The organism is Flavobacterium sp. IMCC34852 (genome assembly GCF_030643905.1).
GTDB classification, from domain to species: domain Bacteria; phylum Bacteroidota; class Bacteroidia; order Flavobacteriales; family Flavobacteriaceae; genus Flavobacterium; species Flavobacterium rivulicola.
The window spans coordinates 1,738,322-1,757,184 of the sequence record NZ_CP121446.1 but is presented as its reverse complement, the minus strand read 5'-3'; the positions used below and the strand labels follow the sequence as shown (position 1 = coordinate 1,757,184).

The 18,863-nt window shown below is 36.5% G+C and carries 17 protein-coding genes; 14 read left to right on the top strand and 3 right to left on the bottom strand.

Translation table 11 applies throughout. The features are described from left to right. Positions 1 to 9: 9 nt before the first annotated feature. Together P7V56_RS07645 and P7V56_RS07640 are read right to left on the bottom strand one after the other, a co-directional pair. Entirely contained in the window at positions 10 to 363 is a 354-nt protein-coding gene (locus P7V56_RS07645) for a four helix bundle protein (RefSeq protein ID WP_171222554.1), read from the bottom strand. 38 nt (positions 364 to 401) lie between these two features. Next, positions 402 to 1,685 carry an anthranilate synthase component I family protein gene (locus P7V56_RS07640; RefSeq protein ID WP_171222553.1) on the bottom strand — a complete coding sequence of 428 codons (1,284 nt, stop codon included), beginning with the start codon at positions 1,683 to 1,685 and terminating at the stop codon, positions 402 to 404. 215 nt (positions 1,686 to 1,900) lie between these two features. Here P7V56_RS07640 and P7V56_RS07635 point away from each other — a divergent pair, with 215 nt between their 5' ends. Both P7V56_RS07635 and P7V56_RS07630 read left to right on the top strand, forming a co-directional pair. Then, a complete protein-coding gene (locus P7V56_RS07635; protein WP_171222552.1) occupies positions 1,901 to 2,797 on the top strand; it encodes a DUF4349 domain-containing protein in 897 nt (298 codons plus the stop codon). A gap of 96 nt (positions 2,798 to 2,893) precedes the next feature. Next, complete coding sequence (locus P7V56_RS07630; RefSeq protein ID WP_171222551.1) at positions 2,894 to 3,268, top strand: DoxX family membrane protein; 375 nt, start codon at positions 2,894 to 2,896, stop codon at positions 3,266 to 3,268. A gap of 48 nt (positions 3,269 to 3,316) precedes the next feature. Here the strand turns inward: P7V56_RS07630 and P7V56_RS07625 are convergent, their stop codons facing one another. After that, positions 3,317 to 3,952, bottom strand: a complete 636-nt coding sequence (locus P7V56_RS07625) for a peroxiredoxin (RefSeq protein WP_171222550.1) — start codon at positions 3,950 to 3,952, stop codon at positions 3,317 to 3,319. A 217-nt stretch (positions 3,953 to 4,169) separates the two neighbouring features. Here P7V56_RS07625 and P7V56_RS07620 point away from each other — a divergent pair, with 217 nt between their 5' ends. From P7V56_RS07620 to P7V56_RS07565, 12 genes are all read left to right on the top strand, one after another. Continuing rightward, the gene (locus P7V56_RS07620) at positions 4,170 to 5,843 is read left to right on the top strand and encodes an amino acid permease (protein ID WP_171222549.1); all 1,674 of its coding nucleotides are present in this window, start codon (positions 4,170 to 4,172) and stop codon (positions 5,841 to 5,843) included. Between the two features lie 76 nt (positions 5,844 to 5,919). Further along, positions 5,920 to 9,207: an amidohydrolase family protein gene (locus P7V56_RS07615; protein WP_171222548.1), complete on the top strand. Its 3,288-nt coding sequence runs from the start codon at positions 5,920 to 5,922 to the stop codon at positions 9,205 to 9,207. A gap of 488 nt (positions 9,208 to 9,695) precedes the next feature. Further along, positions 9,696 to 10,592: a hypothetical protein gene (locus P7V56_RS07610; RefSeq protein ID WP_171222547.1), complete on the top strand. Its 897-nt coding sequence runs from the start codon at positions 9,696 to 9,698 to the stop codon at positions 10,590 to 10,592. 218 nt (positions 10,593 to 10,810) lie between these two features. Further along, on the top strand, positions 10,811 to 11,995 hold the full coding sequence (locus tag P7V56_RS07605; protein WP_171222546.1) for an acetyltransferase domain-containing protein: 1,185 nt from the start codon (positions 10,811 to 10,813) through the stop codon (positions 11,993 to 11,995). 200 nt (positions 11,996 to 12,195) lie between these two features. Then, positions 12,196 to 12,429 carry a hypothetical protein gene (locus P7V56_RS07600; RefSeq protein ID WP_171222545.1) on the top strand — a complete coding sequence of 78 codons (234 nt, stop codon included), beginning with the start codon at positions 12,196 to 12,198 and terminating at the stop codon, positions 12,427 to 12,429. A 92-nt stretch (positions 12,430 to 12,521) separates the two neighbouring features. Further along, positions 12,522 to 13,247, top strand: a complete 726-nt coding sequence (locus tag P7V56_RS07595; protein WP_171222544.1) for a phytanoyl-CoA dioxygenase family protein — start codon at positions 12,522 to 12,524, stop codon at positions 13,245 to 13,247. Positions 13,248 to 13,452: 205 nt separating this feature from the next. Then, positions 13,453 to 14,178, top strand: a complete 726-nt coding sequence (locus P7V56_RS07590; RefSeq protein WP_171222543.1) for a hypothetical protein — start codon at positions 13,453 to 13,455, stop codon at positions 14,176 to 14,178. A 52-nt stretch (positions 14,179 to 14,230) separates the two neighbouring features. After that, positions 14,231 to 14,737: a VOC family protein gene (locus P7V56_RS07585; RefSeq protein ID WP_262887775.1), complete on the top strand. Its 507-nt coding sequence runs from the start codon at positions 14,231 to 14,233 to the stop codon at positions 14,735 to 14,737. Positions 14,738 to 14,819: 82 nt separating this feature from the next. Beyond that, positions 14,820 to 15,278, top strand: a complete 459-nt coding sequence (locus tag P7V56_RS07580) for a DUF4440 domain-containing protein (protein WP_171222541.1) — start codon at positions 14,820 to 14,822, stop codon at positions 15,276 to 15,278. Continuing rightward, the gene (locus P7V56_RS07575) at positions 15,271 to 16,359 is read left to right on the top strand and encodes a ligand-binding sensor domain-containing protein (protein ID WP_171222540.1); all 1,089 of its coding nucleotides are present in this window, start codon (positions 15,271 to 15,273) and stop codon (positions 16,357 to 16,359) included. The genes P7V56_RS07580 and P7V56_RS07575 overlap by 8 nt, the downstream gene beginning before the upstream one ends. An 8-nt stretch (positions 16,360 to 16,367) precedes the next feature. Then, positions 16,368 to 17,429 (top strand): ligand-binding sensor domain-containing protein, encoded by a 1,062-nt coding sequence (locus P7V56_RS07570; protein WP_171222539.1) that lies wholly within the window; start codon positions 16,368 to 16,370, stop codon positions 17,427 to 17,429. Positions 17,430 to 18,084: 655 nt separating this feature from the next. Next, on the top strand, positions 18,085 to 18,807 hold the full coding sequence (locus tag P7V56_RS07565; RefSeq protein ID WP_171222538.1) for a leucine-rich repeat domain-containing protein: 723 nt from the start codon (positions 18,085 to 18,087) through the stop codon (positions 18,805 to 18,807). Positions 18,808 to 18,863 lie beyond the last annotated feature (56 nt).

Here is an 18,863-nt window from a genome sequence, read left to right as displayed (position 1 = left end):
AGGGATAAGTTATTCCTCTAGCTTTTTAATCAACGAATTTAACATTTTTTCGACTTCAACGGAAAGTTCTTTGATTTCTTCTAAATCATTAACCTTTACAAAATCTAAATTAACAGCTATTTCCAATTGAGTTTGGTTTTCAAATAATGAACCACGAGCAATTTGTAAAAATCTCGAATAATCTTTTCTATAATTTCTTCCGTAACCTTCAGCAATATTGGAAGGAATAGAAATCGCACTTCTCTTAATTTGTGGAATCAATCCATACTTTTCATTCACCGGTAAGTCAGCAACCAATTTATAAATCAATGTTACCAAACTCATCGATTTCTGCCAAACAATTAAATCTCTATAACTTGTCATATCTCTAAATTTAAAACTTTTCCCTTTTCCCTTATCCCTTAACTCAAAACCTCAAACATCGCTTTGGCTTTCAGCAAACACTCTTCGTACTCTTGTTCAGGAACTGCTTGCGAAGTAATGGCGCTACCAACGGAAAAAGACAAATATTCGTTTTTGGAATTGTATAAAATGCTTCGGATAACGACATTGAAATCGAAATCGTTATTTGGGGTAAAATAGCCAACGGCACCGCTGTATAAACCGCGTTTGGTTTCTTCCAGTTCTTCGATGATTTTCATGGCGGAGATTTTGGGTGCACCTGTCATGCTGCCCATAGGGAAAGTCGTTCGGAGGATTTCTACAGGCGACATTGAATGATCAACAGTCGAAACCAAAGTCGAAATCATTTGATGCACTTGCTCAAAAGAATAAATACCACAAAGCTCTTCTACGGCAACCGAACCTTTGGTGGCGGTGTGTGATAAATCGTTTCGGACTAAATCGACTATCATAATGTTTTCCGAGCGTTCTTTTGGGTTTTGGGCCAAATCGGTTTTTGATTTTTCGTCTAAATCTTTTTCCGCATAACGCTTGGCTGTGCCTTTTATGGGTTGGGAAATAACTTTATCAGCTTCTTTACGCAAATAACGTTCGGGTGAAGCGCAAAGCAAATATTGGTGGTTGTTTTTAAAATAAGCGGCAAATGGCGGATGCGAGATGTTATTTAGTTTTTGATATATGGCTAACGTGTCAATCTTAGCGTTTTCGGCATAAAACTCCATACAAAAATTGGCTTCGTAAATATCGCCGCGGTGAATGTGGGAAAGCATTTCGGTGACTTTGGCGATGTAGCTTTCTTTGGAGATGCGTTGTTCTATTTTGGGTTGTCGGTTGTCGGTTGTCGGTTGTTGGTAAGTTAGGATTTCTTCGATATCAGATTCCATTTCATCATCACACATTCGGAGGTAATGAATGCTTACTTCATCGCCTTTTAACAAAAATAATTTTTTGGGTTGAAAAAAAAATAAATCCGGAAAATCTAAACCGTCAAAATTATTGGATTGCAAGGCTTCCGTATCATTTTTTAAATCATAAGACAAATAACCGAACAACCAATCTTTGGTTTGTTGTTGGTATTGTTTTACCTCTTCAAAAGCGTTGTGATGGTCTGTTTTTATTGAAGTAAAAGCATCAACAGCTAAGACACAATCATAGCTTGAATACTTTTGCTGATAATCATTGGAATCCAAAAAAACTACTTCTCGAAACTGTTGTGACCAAGCCAATAATTGGCTCTTAAAAGTATCGATCTGTTCAATTCTTTGGGTAATAATAGTTCTCAAGGAAACTTTTTTTAATGGCTTTCAAAATTACGATAAAAATAATTCTCGGAACGAACGAACAAAGGCGAAAATTTGGCACGCTTTTTAGTAGGACTAAAAATAACGTTTAACCAGTAATTCATTTAAAGCTATTGATAGAAAACTACTCCGACCTGCTCAAAAAATAATACGTATTGGAATTGTAACTATTAATAACTAATTAAAATGAATGAAACATGAAACACTTATCAAAACTAAGTTTGGCATTACTACTATTAGGAATTGCCTTTGCGTGCAAACAAGCGGAAGCGGAAGATAATACCGCAACAGAAATGAATGTTGCCGCCGACACAACTGCTGTAAGCACTTCTTCTAACGCTGCGGTTGAAAAAAAAGAATCTAACCGAAAGTTTGTCCGAACAGCCGATTTAAAATTCAAGGTTAAAAACGTAGCCAAATCGACTTATGCCATTGAAAGCATCGTTAGCAAACACGGTGGTTTTGTCACTTTTACTGATTTAAAAAGCACGGTCAACGAACACGACGAAACTCAGGTAAGTCAGGACAGCATTTTGGAAACGACCAAATATACCGTTGACAACACCATTACCCTTCGCGTTCCGAATACGCAATTGGACACGGTATTGACTTCCTTAGCGAAAGAAGTTGATTTCCTCGACAGTCGATTGATCAAAGCGGATGATGTGGCTTTGCAATTGTTATCGAATAAACTGGCGCAAAAACGGTTGACCAAAAGCCAGCAACGTTTGGAAAAAGGCATTGATTCCAAAGGCAAAAAGATCAACGACATTACCAACGCCGAGGACAAAGTGCTCGACCGCGAAACCGAAAGCGATGAGCAAATCATTAAAAATTTATCGTTAGAAGATCAGGTAAATTTCAGCACGGTGACTTTGTATTTGTACCAAAGAGAAACGGTGAAAAAGGAATTGGTATTCAACGAGAAAAACAGCAATGCCTATCGACCGCATATTGGTTTGCAAATTTGGGACAGTTTAAAAACAGGCTGGTTTATGTTAGAGGGAATTATTGCTTTTGTGACCCAACTTTGGGCATTGATTTTAATTGGAGGTTTAGGCTATCTCGGATACAAGCGATTTATTAAGAAATAGACCTTAGTCAATTGACTTTTAAATAAATACCATTAGTTTGGCTTTTGGTATTTTTTTGTTTAACTTTGATAGACCAACCAAAAAACTTCAACATTTATGAAAATCGCTACCCTTATTATTCGAGTACTTATTGGATTATTTTTATTGTTTGCCTCAATCAGTTTCTTTTTGAAATTAGCACCCGAAACCGAAGCCACCGGAAATTTTAAAGCTTTCAACACCGGTTTAGTAGCTTCTGTTTATTTGATTCCTTTAGCCAAAGGAGTTGAATTGTTATGCGGTTTGGCATTTGTCATAGGTAGATATGTAACTTTGGCGAATATTGTTGTTTTGCCGGTTACGTTGAATATCTTATTAATCAATTATTTCATGTCACCCGAAAAATTGCCGATTGCAGCAGCCCTTTTCTTAGGGAATCTGTTCTTAATTTGGCGCTATTGGGATAATTACAAAACAGTCTTCACACCATAAAAAAACGTCCCGATAATCGGGACGTTTTTGTTATCATTCAATGGCTAACTAGTTTTGACTTAAATAAGCAGCAGTACTTAAACGGTCAGCAGTCATAGCGTCTTCTCCTTTTTGCCAGTTGGCCGGACAAACTTCACCAACAGTTTGTACATGCGCATAAGCATCAATTAATCTCAAATACTCGTTTACGTTTCTTCCTAATGGCATATCGTTTACACTTTCGTGGAAAATTTTACCAGTTTCGTCAATTAGGTAAGTCGCTCTGAAAGTCACATTGGAACCTTCTAATATTTCATCGTTCAACTCGGCATCATAAACCCATTCCGCGTCTAAAATATCTAAAGCAGCGGATAAATTTCTGGTGGTATCAGCCAATAACGGATAAGTTATTCCTTCAATTCCGCCGTTATTTTTAGCCGTATTTAACCAAGCAAAGTGCACTTCATTGGTATCACAAGAAGCACCGATTACGATAGTATTTCTGTTTTCGAACTCAACTAAAGCAGTTTGAAAAGCGTGTAATTCCGTCGGACATACGAAAGTAAAGTCTTTCGGGTACCAAAATAAAAGTACTTTCTTGTTGTTTTTGGTGGCTTCTTCAAGCACGTTGATTCTCAGATTTTCTCCCTTGTGAGAGATGGCATCTACAGTAATGTTGGGGAATTTTTTACCTACTAATGACATAATGTGTATGGTTTAAATGTTATTTTTTTTCGTGGTGCAAAAGTACTCTGTTACTAGCATTAAAAAAAGCACCTTTGATTATATTTTTTAAATGGGTTAACATCTCATACTTTGACCAAAATTCAAGACAAACGTATTTAAAAATTCAGATTAAAAACATGATTTTTGTTATCTTATCTTATATTTGTTTTTTACTTAACATAACCTTGATAAAACCATGTCATTATCCAATCTGTTCCGAAAAAAATCGACGTCAGTAATTCTTAAAGAAGGTGGCGACGGAGAACATTCGGGTTTAAATAAAGTACTTACTGTAAAAGATTTAACCTTCTTCGGTATAGCGGCCATCATTGGTGGCGGAACCTTTAGCGCTATTGGTAATGCTTGCTTTTCAGGCGGTCCGGGTGTGGTTTTCTTGTACATCATTTGTGCGATTGCCTGCGGTTTCACTGCTATGTGCTATGCCGAATTTGCCTCCCGTGTACCGGTTTCAGGCAGTGCTTACACTTATGCCTATGTGTCTTTTGGCGAATTGTTTGCCTGGATAATCGGTTGGGCGCTATTGATGGAATACTCTATCGGAAACATTTACATTGCTTTTTCCTGGAGTGGTTATTTCACCAACTTACTCGAAAGCTTCCATTTGCATTTACCCGAATGGCTGACCATAAACTACAAATCGGCCCAAGATGCTTTGCTGGCCAACAAACCCGGAGAAGGCTTAACCGCTTGGAATACGGCTCCAACGCTTGGCGGACTGAGAATCATTTTTGATTTACCCGCAGTAGTGATTAATGTGCTGATAACCTATTTGGTTTACAAAGGCACCAAAGAATCTAAAAACTTCAGTAATGCCATGGTGTACATCAAATTAGCCATCATTCTTTTGGTCATTATTGTTGGCGCCATGTATGTGGATATCGACAATTGGACGCCGTTTATGCCGAATGGTTTTGGCGGTGTAATGGCCGGTGTTTCGGCTGTGTTCTTTGCTTATATTGGTTTTGATGCTGTATCGACTTTAGCCGAAGAAAGCAAAAACCCACAACGCGATTTACCACGCGGGATGATTTATTCGTTGGTAATTTGTACAATTGTTTATATCATTTTAGCTTTGGTTTTAACCGGTATGGTAAAATACGACTTACTCGGTGTAAGCGATCCATTGGCTGAAATCTTTGCGCTAAAAGGCGTAAAATGGATGTTGTTCATTGTTTCGATTGCGGCTGTAGTGGCTATGACTAGTGTAATGTTAGTTTTCCAAATGGGACAACCTCGAATTTGGATGACCATGAGTCGTGACGGATTAATGCCCAAGAAATTTGCCGAAATACATCCTAAACACAAAACACCCGGATTCGCAACCATAGTAACCGGATTGGTTGTGGGGATTCCGATTTTCTTTACGGATGAAAACTTTGTCCTCGACTTTACGAGCATCGGAACTTTGTTTGCCTTCGTATTGGTTTGTGGCGGTGTATTAATGTTGTCTCCACAAAGCGAAGCCGAATTGGCCGAACGCGCGACTAAAGGTAAATTCCGAATTCCGTATATCAATTCGAAGTACATTTTCCCTTTAATTTGTTTGGGTGCTTTTGGTGCGGTACAATACTTTTTACCGACTTTCTTCCCGAATACTTTTAGCTATTCCGATAACTTTTTTGCTGAGAATGCGCCAATGGTAGTGTTTATAATACTATGTATTGTAATGGCGGTATTGGCTTTCCTTAAAAACTTATCGCTCATACCATTACTCGGACTCATCTCTTGCTGTTATTTACTAACCGGAATGGCGGTTTCTAACTGGCAGTGGTTTGGGATTTGGTTGGTTATTGGGTTATTCTTCTACTTTATTTACGGATATAAGAACAGTAAACTTAATAAGGGATAAGTCTAAAGGGAAAAGAAAGAAACTTTTCCCTTATCCTTCTTCCCTAGTCCCACTTTTGACAAACACACTTCAACTTATGATATTCAAAAAAATAACTCTTTCACTGATTGCGTTGACTTTTACCTTTGCTAACGCTCAAGAAAAAACGGAAACCCCAAAATGGGATGTTGCCAAACCCGGTGACAGTTTCAACTACAAAACCCAAAACTTCACGACTACCGAAGGTACTTGGATGAACCTTGATGTTAGTCCGGATGGTACAACTATCGTTTTTGATATGTTGGGCGATATTTACAGTATGCCGATTGCCGGTGGCAAAGCCAAAGTGTTGCGTTCCGGAATTCCGTTTGAAATACAACCCCGTTTTAGTGCCGATGGGAAGAAAATTGCCTTTACCAGTGATGCCGGTGGCGGTGATAACCTTTGGGTAATGAATGCCGATGGGACCAATGCCAAACAGGTTTCGAAAGAAGATTTTCGCCTAATGAGCAATCCGGCTTGGATGCCCGACGGAAATTATATCGTGGGCAGAAAAAACTTTACCTCTCAACGTTCTGCCGGTGCCGGAGAAATGTGGCAATATCACATCAGTGGCGGTAGCGGTGTACAACTTACCAAACGCAAAAACGACCAACAAGACGTTAACGAGCCCAATATTTCTAGAGATGGTAAGTATTTGTACTTTAGCGAAGACATGTATCCGGGTGGTTACTTTCAATATAATAAAGATCCGCATAACGAAATTTATGTCATCAAGCGCTACGAATTCGAAACCGGAAAATTAGAAACCATCACCGGTGGTCCGGGCGGTGCAGCGCGTCCGCAAGTGTCGCCTGACGGTAAGCTATTGGCTTTCATTAAGCGAATCGGAACCAGTACCGTTTTGTACTTACACGATTTAGAAACCGGTGAAGAATGGCCGGTGTTTGACAAACTCGACAAAGACCAACAAACCGCTTGGGCCTTATTTGGCGTGTATCCTAACTTCAATTGGATGCCTAATAATGAAGATATCGTAATATGGTTTGGTGGCAAAATCAATAAAATCAATACCAAGTCTTCAACGGTAACCAACATTCCTTTTTCGGCAGAGGTATCGATTGAGGTGGCAGACCGAGTGCATTTTAACACCCCGATTTCAGATACTGATTTCACCGTAAAAATGATACGCGATGCCGTGACTTCGCCTGACGGAAAAACACTTGCGTTTAGAGCTTTAGGTTACCTTTGGACGAAAGCTTTACCTAACGGAACACCTAAACGTTTGACCAACGGCACCGACTTTGAAGCCGAACCGACTTTTACCTCCGACAGCAAAAGCATCGTTTATGTAACCTGGAACGATACCGAATTGGGCAGCATTCGCAGAATTGGTTTAGACGGGAAAAACTCGGTGAAACTGACTTCTGAAAAAGGCATTTACAGAACGCCTTCCCTATCGCCTGACGGAAAAACCATAGTGTACCGCAAAGAAGACGGCAACCTCGACCAAGGTATGGCTTTCTCTAAAAAACCGGGAATTTATACTATGAGCAGCAGTGGCGGGAAAAGTAAGTTTATTGGTTCGAGTGGAGAATATCCTTTGTTTACCAAAGACGGCAACCGCATTTTCTACCAAACCGGAGGCGTGTTTTTCGGGAACTTGACCAAAGAATTGAAAAGTGTGGATTTGAATGGCAAAGACGAAAGAACCCACATCAAATCGAAATATGCTAATAGATTAGTGCCGAGTCCCGACAACCAATGGATTGCTTTTATGCACTTGCACAAAGCCTATGTAGCCCCTTTGAACATGAACGGGCAAGAAAGTGATTTAGACAATAAATCGACAGCCGTACCGGTTTCGGAATTGTCTAAAGATGCCGGAATTAATTTGCATTGGGCTACCAACAGCCAAAAAGTAATGTGGACTTTGGGTGATACTTATTACACCAACGAATTAAAAGACCGCTTTACTTTTTTACCGGGTTCACCTGAGAAAGTAGAGAAACCAACCGATACCGGAATTAAAATTGGTTTGACTTCTAAAGTCGATAAACCCAAAGGAAAACTAGCGTTAACCAACGCTCGTATCATTACCATGAATGGCGATAAAGTGATTGAAAAAGGAACTGTCATTGTTAACCAAAACCGCATTGAAGCGGTTGGAAATGCCGGTGAAGTTACGGTTCCTGCCGATGCCAGAGTATACGATTTAAGCGGCAAAACATTAATGCCGGGTATGGTCGATGCCCATGCCCACGTAGGTGCTTTCCGTTACGGATTGACGACCCAACAAAACTGGCAGTTTTATGCTAATTTGGCTTTTGGGGTCACCACTTCACATGATCCGTCTTCCAATACCGAATCGATATTTACCCTTTCAGAAATGGTAAAAAGCGGTGCTATTGTTGGGCCCAGAATTTATTCAACCGGTTTTATTTTATACGGTGCCGATGGCGATTTTAAAGCGGTTGTAAACGGACTTGACGATGCGCGTTCGTCTATCAAACGCACCAAAGCTTTTGGGGCATTATCAGTGAAGAGTTATAACCAACCGCGTCGTGACCAACGCCAGCAAGTATTACAAGCCGCTCGTGAAGAAGGCATTAATGTAGTACCCGAAGGCGGTTCGAATTTCTTCCACAACATGACGATGGTCATTGACGGTCATACCGGAGTGGAACACAATATTCCGGTAACGCCGGTGTATAAAGATGTGTTAGAAGTTTGGGGCAAAAGCGGTGTGGGTTACACGCCTACGCTTATTGTAAACTATGGTGGCTTGAATGCCGAGTATTATTGGTACCAAAAAACCAACGTATACGAAAACAAAAAACTATTGCAATTCACCCCAAGAAGCATCATCGATTCGCGCTCGCGTTTCCGTACGATGGCGCCTGAGGAAGAATACCAAAACGACCATATCCTGACTTCACAAACCGCCAAAAAAATGGCTGATAATGGTGTGAAAGTCAATATGGGAGCACACGGACAATTACAAGGTTTGGGTGCCCACTGGGAATTGTGGAGCATCAACCAAGGTGGTATGAGCAACTTAGAAACCTTAAAAACCGCCACCATCAACGCCGCCAACTATATTGGTGCCGGTAAAGACATTGGTTCACTGGAAGCCGGTAAATTGGCCGACATTTTAGTCTTAGACAAAAATCCTTTAGACGATATTCAGAACTCGGCCACGCTGCTTTATACCATAGCCAACGGCAGAATGTACAACTCCGAAACGATGAACGAAGAAGGCAACGAGCCTAAAGCCCGTAAAAAATTCTATTGGGAAAACAGCAAATACAACGCGGCCTTCCCATGGCACGAAGAAACCGAGAGTTTTATGGAGCACCATTGTTGTGATGCGATTCATAATTAAGTACGAAGTGAAAAGTACGAAGTACGAAGTAAAACCATTCGCGAAAGTGAGTGGTTTTTTTTTTGAGGAGTTGTTTAGTTACACAGAGATTCACGGAGAAAATTGGAGATACACAGAGCGCTGAATACTGAACACTGAATACTGAATACTGAACACTGAACACTGAACACCAATCACTGATTCCCCATTACTCCCCAAACCGCCTTAAATGCTTTCATGACATTACCATGACGTTACTATGACGTTACTATGACGTTGATATGACGCAACAGCTGTATGAATATTAGCTTTTAATGGCGTATTTATAAGAATTTTATGTTAATAACTTAAGGTAAAATCCCTATTGATGGGGATTGGTTGGTGGTGGGAAATTGGTTAAATTTGAAAACATAGCTGATGATAATCATACTTATCGGCACGTTAGCGGTTATTTCTTGGCCATTCAGCATCCAGAGATCGAAATGCTGAATTTAATTTATTTATTTTACATGGAACAAACTCAAGAAGATTTGACATTTTATTTTGAAGAACGCGAAAGAAGAAAAAAAGCATTTAAAACCTTTTTCCGTAAGCTACTAAACTTTTTCCACAATTACCTGAGTTCTCTTGTTGTAATCCCCGCAACTCTTGGAGGAATTTGGCAGGCGTTAGAATTAATCAGTATTAAACTTCCTCTAATTCGTTTTTTTTCTGTTAGCCAAATAATTGCTGATGGCATTTTAGTTGTTATTTTTTCTTTTGTTGTAATAATGGGAATCATTTTTTTAGCGGGATTATATATCATTGATCCTCCAAAGAAACCATATAAGACAATTAAAATTGGTGAAGAAATTTCTGTTCTCTTGGGAGATGTTCTTACTTTTACCTTTTGCTTTGGTGCTTTCTACTTATTGACAATATATGCTGGTCGAAATTTAGATGATAACAATACTAGTCAAAATCTGTGGATGTTATTTCTCGCAATAGTAGGTTTCTTAATTCTATCATTTGTAATCTTTATTAGATATGCTTCTTTGAAATTTGAAGAACCACGTGAAGGCGGTTACGGACACTACATGCTATCATATCCAGTGTTAGGATTTTGGTTGTTTTTCTTAGGAAAGGTTTTTATAATGTTTCACGTAATATTGCTTGTTCCAAGAGATTTAATTAACACACAGCAGATTGATTGCAAAGTCGATAAACTTTACCCTAACAAAATCCATAAGTTACAATACTTTAATGATAAGTATGTCTTCATAGAAGTTTATGACACTATTCAGGGAAGAAAATCAAAAGACTCAGTTGCAACTAAAGTTTTAATATTAAATTTCGATGAACTATTGGAAGAAGATAACTGTAAAAAAGATTCTGTTCCAAAGTATTCTCAAAAAATTAAATATTGATTAGGAAACAACCGCTAACAGCCGTTAACCGCTATTGCTGGATTTTCGTGGTTTCACGTCTGTTTTTCACGTAAAACTATTATCTTAGCTGACAGTACCCAGTTCGCTGGCTTCGCAACAGTCGGTTAGCGGCGAAACGTTATCGGCAACCCTATGGCGACACACTACGAAAATGAGCAATATAATTTGCAATAACCAAAACCTCTTATAACTGAATTATGACAGCACTCAATAAACCCAGAATAGAATCAATAGACATCTTACGAGGCGTTGTAATGGTTATAATGGCATTAGACCACGTTAGAGATTATTTTCATTATGGCTCATTTTTTATTGACCCAACAAATTTGCAGACTACAACCCCGTTGCTATTTTTTACTCGTTTTATTACCAATTTCTGTGCACCTGTTTTTGTATTCTTGTCGGGGACTTCTGCCTTTCTCTATGGGAGTAACAAATCAAAGCCAGCACTTTTTAAATTTCTTTTTACTCGTGGTATTTGGCTCATTTTTCTTGAAATAGTGGTTAATACATTTATTTGGACATTTGATGTTACTTATAGCCTTCAAATATTTCAAGTGATTTTTGCAATAGGATTTAGTATGATATGTCTTTCATTTCTTATTTACCTTCCCAGAAAAGTGATTTTGCTTGTAGGTATTATTCTAATTGCAGGGCATAATGCTTTGGATAATATAGTAATGCAAGGACAAAGTTTTCAATCCATTATTTGGTACTTTTTACACCAAGATAATGCGTTAGTCTATGGTTCAAATCATTTGGTTATTTTGCATTATCCACTTATTCCTTGGATTGGACTAATGGCATTGGGTTACTTGTTTGGTTCATTTTATAAAAAAGATTTTGACGTTTCACTTCGCAAAAAATGGCTGTTTAGATTAGGCTTAGGGTCTCTTTTTCTTTTTGTTATTTTAAGAGGATTTAATGTATATGGCGATTTAATGCCTTGGTCAGTTCAAGATACAACCACTAAATCAATCCTATCTTTTTTTAAGGTCACAAAGTACCCACCTTCTCTGTTGTTTCTTTGTATTACACTTGGACCTGCAATGTTATTTTTATATGCCTTTGAAAATATAAAAAATAAGATAACAGATTTCTTTTTGGTCTTCGGAAGAGTGCCATTATTCTATTATTTTTTACATATGTTGGTAATCCACATTTTGGCAATTATTGGTATTTTAATTTTTGGTGGCAATTGGCAGGATATGATTGTAACAGGTAAAAGCTTTATGAGTGAAACCCTCAAAACTTATGGATATTCACTTTTCATCGTTTATGTAATTTGGATTAGTGTTGTCTTACTTCTCTATCCGCTTTGTAAAAAATATATGACCTATAAATCAAATAATAAAGACAAATGGTGGCTGAGTTATTTGTAACTGAAATACAACACTGGCTGACTGTAAGAAGGGCAGCCGATAACACGGTGTAAAAAAAATAGCGGTTTAAGTTGTGGCGGAAACTGAATTTCGTTTTCTATCTTCGTTTGTTACGGAGAGTTTAACTGTTCAAAATCCGCTACTTCTTTTACACCAAACCGTTATGCGCTAGTTCACAAAAATCGCTAAAACCTTCAAGAATGCTATTAGTAAAGTATATTCAAGATGAAAGCACAAAAACACTAATTTTTTATATTATTGTTTCCATTGTGATTGGGTTTCTTATAAGTAAGTGGATAATTTCAAATAGAAAAAAGGCAGAGGAAGAAAATGAGTATTACCATTTTCTTTCAGATTATAGACTATATGGCGCATTAATTATTTTATTGATTGGATTTGTAGCAACAGTCGCTGAATTACTAAAACGAGTTTGAGTTTTATTATTCTTAATTTAAGCTTGAATTCACCAAACCAGCTCATAACAGCAGTTGACAACCATATTCTACAAGAGAAAATAAGCTGAAAAATGAAATATATAAATGAAATAGATTCTGAAGGCTTTGCAATTATTGATAATGTTTATTCTGAAAATGAAATTGAAAAAATCATTTCAGAAATAGAAAAAGTTACTGAAACAGAAAACAGAAATGCTACTTTTAGAAAATCCGAGGATTTATTTGCTATTCGTCAATTTCACAAAGAAATTCCAGCAACTCTAAAATATATTTTCAATCATAATTTGAAAGAAATCATAAAGTCAATCTTTGGAGAAGGTTATTTTATAACAAAATCAATTTATTTTGACAAACCGGAAAAATCAAATTGGTTTGTAGCTTATCATCAAGATTTAACTATTTCTGTCGACAAAAAAGTTGAAACAGAGAATTTTGAAAATTGGACAAATAAACAAAATCAATTTGCGGTTCAACCGCCTAAAGAAATTTTAGAACAAAATTTCACAATAAGAATACATCTTGACAAAACAACAAAAGACAACGGTGCGTTAAAAGTTCTTAATAAATCTCACGCAAAAGGAATTGTAAGAACTGAAAACATAGTAATTGAAAACGAAACAGAATCAATTTGCGAAGTTGAAAAAGGCGGAATAATGATTATGAAACCTCTAATTTTTCATGCATCAAGCAAAACAACAAATAACGAAAGACGAAGAGTAATTCATATTGAATTTAGCAACCAAAAATTACCCAATCAATTAGAATGGAGTGAAAAAGAATATTTTGAACTGAACTAAATTGCTTCGATATTGCCGATCGCACAACAGCCGTTAACCGCTATTGCAAGATACTCTTGACTTATACTCTTTTTTTTACGTAAAAAGTTTATCTTAGCAGACAGTACGCAGTTCGCTGGCTTCGCAACAGTCGGTTAGCAGCGGCACGTTAGCGGTAATTGTGTGGGAACTTTGCAAACCGACAATATCCATTTAAAAAAAACGTATGAGATTTTTAATAATCATTTTGATATTAATGTTTGGAAGTTGTTCTAAGAATGAAACAACTAAAACTGGAAGATTGAAGATTATTCCTGTCTACTGTAAATATGATAATAGACACATTCCTAAAAACAAATTTAAACTATTTAAAAAAGAGGAAAATAGCAGTAAAATTAAAACAATTGAAGAATATGAAATACTAAGTAACAATTTCATTATTTTAAATTTGGAATACGGTAAATATTACATTGAGTATGTGACAATTTACAACCAAAAAAACACTGTACAATTGACTATAAATGAACCAGAATTAAAAAAAGTAGAACTTTGTTTAGACTACCTAGACTATGAATCAAATAAAAATGTTCTACTTATAGATGAATTAAAGAATGGAGAAAATTTGCTTTTAGAATTTTTCCATGAAGGTTGTTTCAGTACGTTCGATAAACCAGTAAAATTCAATCTTTCAAAGGTTAACAACAAAATTGTTGCTGAATACAATGGCAAAAGATATACTTTAACAAAAGCACAAATTGAGCTATTTAGAGAATTTGAAATAGAATTAAGAAGTAATCATACCGGTTGGTGTTCTTCACAAGACACATATCATTTATTTAATAATAAAAGTTACCAAATTTACGAAGTAAAAGATAGCAGTGGCCTATGGCGCGGATTTGATAACTTACTCAAATTACTCAAAATAACTACCACCAACAGCAGTTTGGGATAATAGTCGGAGCATTCAAAAACCTAACGCAATTTTTTAATCAAAATATAAAGCAATGATAAAGTCTTTTCCCCTTTTATTCCTTTTTTTTATCACATCCTTTTCGAGTGCACAAAAAAGTACTGTCTGGTATAACCATACTTTATTAGATGTAAAGAATTTGGAAAGTAGTGTAGCTTTTTACACTCAAGTCTTTGAGGCAGACACTATACCGTATCCCTTTCCTCCAAGCCCTCTATACGATGTAAAATGGTTGAAATTTGGTGATGGTACTGAACTCCATTTATCACAGTGGCTCAATGTCACCACTAAAGATACCAGTGAAGTACCTTCGGAACCAAAATATGTAGGTTTTGTACACCTGGGTTTTATGGTAAATTCTATGGATGCTTTTCTTAAGAGGCTTATGGAAGTGAGCAGCGATTACAAATCAGGCAATTACAAGCACCCAATTATTGACAGAATGCCCAACGGTGCGAAAACTATCGAGATTAAAGACCCTGATGGAAACGAAATACACGTAATAGAAGCAATGCCTACAAACAGTAGTACGAACCGCTAACAGCAGTTTGTAACAACCCATTAGCAGTAATTTTAAAACAAATCGGAGCATTCAAAAACCTAACGCAATTTTTAAAAGAAAAATGAAAAAAATCAATACTATCATTTTGGGGCTCTGTTTCACAGCACTATCCTTCGGACAAAACGCCATCAAAACTGAAGAATCACAGTTAAAAGAATTAATTATTAAATCTTTTGACGAAATATGGTCTGAATTAAATTCTAAAAACATAGATAAATATTACACCAAAGATTTTCTGCTTTTGGAAAATGGCGAAGTGTGGAATAATGACACTATTGCCAAATATTTAGACAAAGCGGTCCTTAAAAAACCTAAGCCTACCCGAGTGAACTCCATTGAAATTATTGATGTGAAAGTCTCCAATGGAACGGCATGGATTGCCTATAAAAACCATGCGGTATTTACGGTTGATAATAAAATAATCAGAAAAGCGTATTGGCTGGAAAGTGCCACCGCCATTTTAACAGAAAACAGCTGGAAATTAGACATGCTTCATTCCACGAGAGTAAAAAATGAATAAAATAAAGACGACACTACGCTACCTTTCTCTTATTAGTTTCTTCGCCACTTTCACTTCTTGTAATGGGCAAAATAAGGCTATTCAACCGGAAGAGAAGAAAATTGAAATCGGGGTAACTGTTGCTCAAGTTGATCAAACAATTTGGGCTATTTATCAAGACAAGCAATCCAATTATTGGTTCGGAAGTAAAGAGAATGGTGTATTTTATTATGATGGACAACATGTAAAACACTTCACTACAAAAGAGGGTTTGGTTAGCAATGCTATACGGGGTTTTCAAGAAGATTCAGAGGGCCATATTTACATTGAAACCGAGCGAGGGGTTAGTCAATTTGATGGTCAAACTTTCAAAACCTTGCCCATAGCCAACCCCGATTCCCCTTCGAATGATTGGGTTTTAGAACCTGCTGATTTATGGTTCAGAATTGGGTCTACCAATAATGGCGTGTATCGATTTGACGGAACATTTTTACACCTCTTAAAATTTCCAAAATCTCCTGAAGAAGAGGCCTTTTACCGGAAATATCCCAATACCGGCATAAGACCCTATGGACTTTATACCATCTACAAAGACCGTAAAGGATTGATGTGGTTCGGAACAGCAAGCTTAGGGGTGTGCCGATATGATGGCAAAACGCTGAGTTGGCATTATGAAGAGCAATTACAGACCACACCCAATGGGGGCGATTTTGGAACTCGTGCCATCTTTGAAGATAAAGAGGGCATGTTTTGGATTAATAATACCCGTTTTCGGTACAATTTAAAACCGAATAGTACTATTAATACAGACTTCCAAAAAGAAGACGGCATTGGGTATTTGGACGAAAAAAATAAAAAAGCATTTCCCTTTTTTCTATCCATAACCGAGGATAACGAAGGCAACCTATGGATGGCCACTTATGAAGAAGGGGTTTGGAAATACGACGGAAAAGAACTCATTCACTACCCTATCCAAGAGGACAAAACCACTGTATTGCTTTTTACAATCTACAAAGACAACAAAGGGGTGCTTTGGCTTGGCAGTCATAACGCTGGGGTTTATCAATTTAATGGTCATTCTTTTGAAAAGTTTTTAAAATAAATACAGCCATGAAAAAATACTTTAGTTTGATAAACCCACTACTCCTGTTGACGCTAAACCTTTCTTGCGTTAATCAGAAATCAACCGAAAAAGAAGTAAGTAAATCTGAATTAGTAAGCACTTCAAAAACAGATACTTTACAATTTACTTCCGGAATACGAGCTATCTTTCAAGACAGTAAAGGCAACTATTGGTTTGGAAGTCATGAGGAAGGCATAAGCAAATATGACGGGAAAACATTTGACTATTTTACAATCAATAATGGTTTATTAGACAATCAAATCCGTTCCATTGAAGAAGACAAGAATGGAAAAATTTGGTTTGGAACGGCAAAAGGGGTAAGCGTATATGACAAAGGAAAGGTTACCCATTATGCCACAAATATCAACAAACCAAAATATGACTGGAATGAAACCCATGGAGATTTATGGTTTAATGCTGGTGAAAGAGACGGAATAAATCGTTTTGACGGAAAGGATATGCACTATCTGATTTTTCCAAAACCCAATAATCATGATACTGATAATGTGTATGGTGTAACGGATATATCCAAAGCTAAAGACGGCAAAGTTTGGATTGCCACTTATGGAGCACTGTTCAATTATGATGGCAAAAAGGTCAATAGCTTTGACCATGAAAATTTAAAACTCAAAGAGAATGAACTTTTGCATATAAGAAGTGTATTAGCCGATTCAAAAGGACGCATTTGGATAGGAAATAACGGGATAGGTGTTTTACTAAAAGAAGGGGAAACAATAATTAATTTTTCTGAAAAACATCATTTAATTCATCCAACAAGTACCAGACGAGGCGATAAATCACAACCGGGTACAATGGAACACGTTTTTGCTATTGAAGAAGATTCTAAAGGTAATATATGGTTTGGCGATAGAGATACCGGAGCTTGGCAATATGACGGGAAGACTTTGACCAATTATATTATAGACAATAATCTCAAATCGAAAATGGTTTGGACTATCTATAAAGACCATAATAACCGTTTGCTTTTTGGAATGGCAGAAGGAGGAGTTTATAGCTTTAACGGAGAGTCATTTGAAAAGCAATTTTAAAAAATACTAACGCAGAATAACCCGACTGCTCGAATTTACAAACGAGCGAAGCAACTGCCGAAGGAATCTGTGCTTAATTAAAAAAAGGGAAAAGGGAAAAGGGATAAGGAAGATAACTGCTCACTGACCACTGAACACTGCCTACTGAACACTGAATTTAACCGCAAAGGTCACAAAGTAAAAGATGTTTTAATTTATTAGTTATTTCACTGAACACTGCCTACTGAACACTCATAATAGCAAGTGCATGTTTTTCACAACTGAAAAGTATGCACTTTTATTGTGTGCATAATTTTCAAAACGAAAAAGTATGCACTTGTATTGTGTGCATAATTTTCAAAACGAAAAAGTATGCACTTTTATCGTGTGCATAATTTTCAAAATGAAAAAGTATGCACAAGGGGATTCTAATGCATAATGATGAAAACCGTAAAGGCAGTAAGTTTTACAAAAGTATATTTACCCTTAAACCAACTCAAAACAGGCTAATCGTAAGAAATTTATGTTGATAACTTGATTTAAATTACCCATTGATGGGGATTGATTGGTGGTGGGGAATTGGTTAAATTTGGGAGATAAGGAATGATTGAGTTTTATAACATTCTTATCTATTAGTTAGGCGTCAGCTTACGTGCGAACTGAAAAAAATAACAAATTGAAAAATATTTACAAAAATCTTTTTTTCATAATTCTTACAGTTTTATTTATTTCTTGTAAAGAAGAATATAAAACTCAAATGACAATGACCACAAATAAAGTTGATAGTTTAGAAATTGGCTTATCAGGTTCTTGGGGAAGTGCAAAAATTAATTGGGGAAACGGAACGACAATAAACTCTAATGATTTATGGTCTTTACCTATATATTTTAAGAATAGTTATTCCGACAGAATAAACCACACTATAACAATAAATGGTAGTAAACTAAATACTATTAAAGGTTTAGTTTGTTTCAACAACCAAATAACAAGTTTGAATATAAGTAATTGTCCAAAATTAGAAACATTAGACGTTCTAAAGAACAAATTGAATAATATTGATGTTAGAAAAAATACTGAATTAACTTTATTAAATTGTACTTGGAATAAACTTAAAAGTTTAGATGTTAGTAATAACACTTTACTTGAAAATTTATCTTGTGAAAATAACCAGCTAAAAAGTTTAAATGTGAGTAATAACAAAAAACTAATGTCAATTTTTTTACGTTCAAACCAATTAAATGATAAGCAATTAAATCTGTTCTTTGAATCTTTACATAATAACAAGATGTTTCGAAAGACCGTTTATATTGGAGGAAATCCAGGGACTGAAAAATGTAACATTAGTATAGCGACAAATAAAGGCTGGAAAGTAGATATTGAACCAATTGAATTTGAATAAAAAAGCCGAACGCCTAACAGCTGTTTCTCGTAATTGCGAGTTTTGTGGTAAGTTCA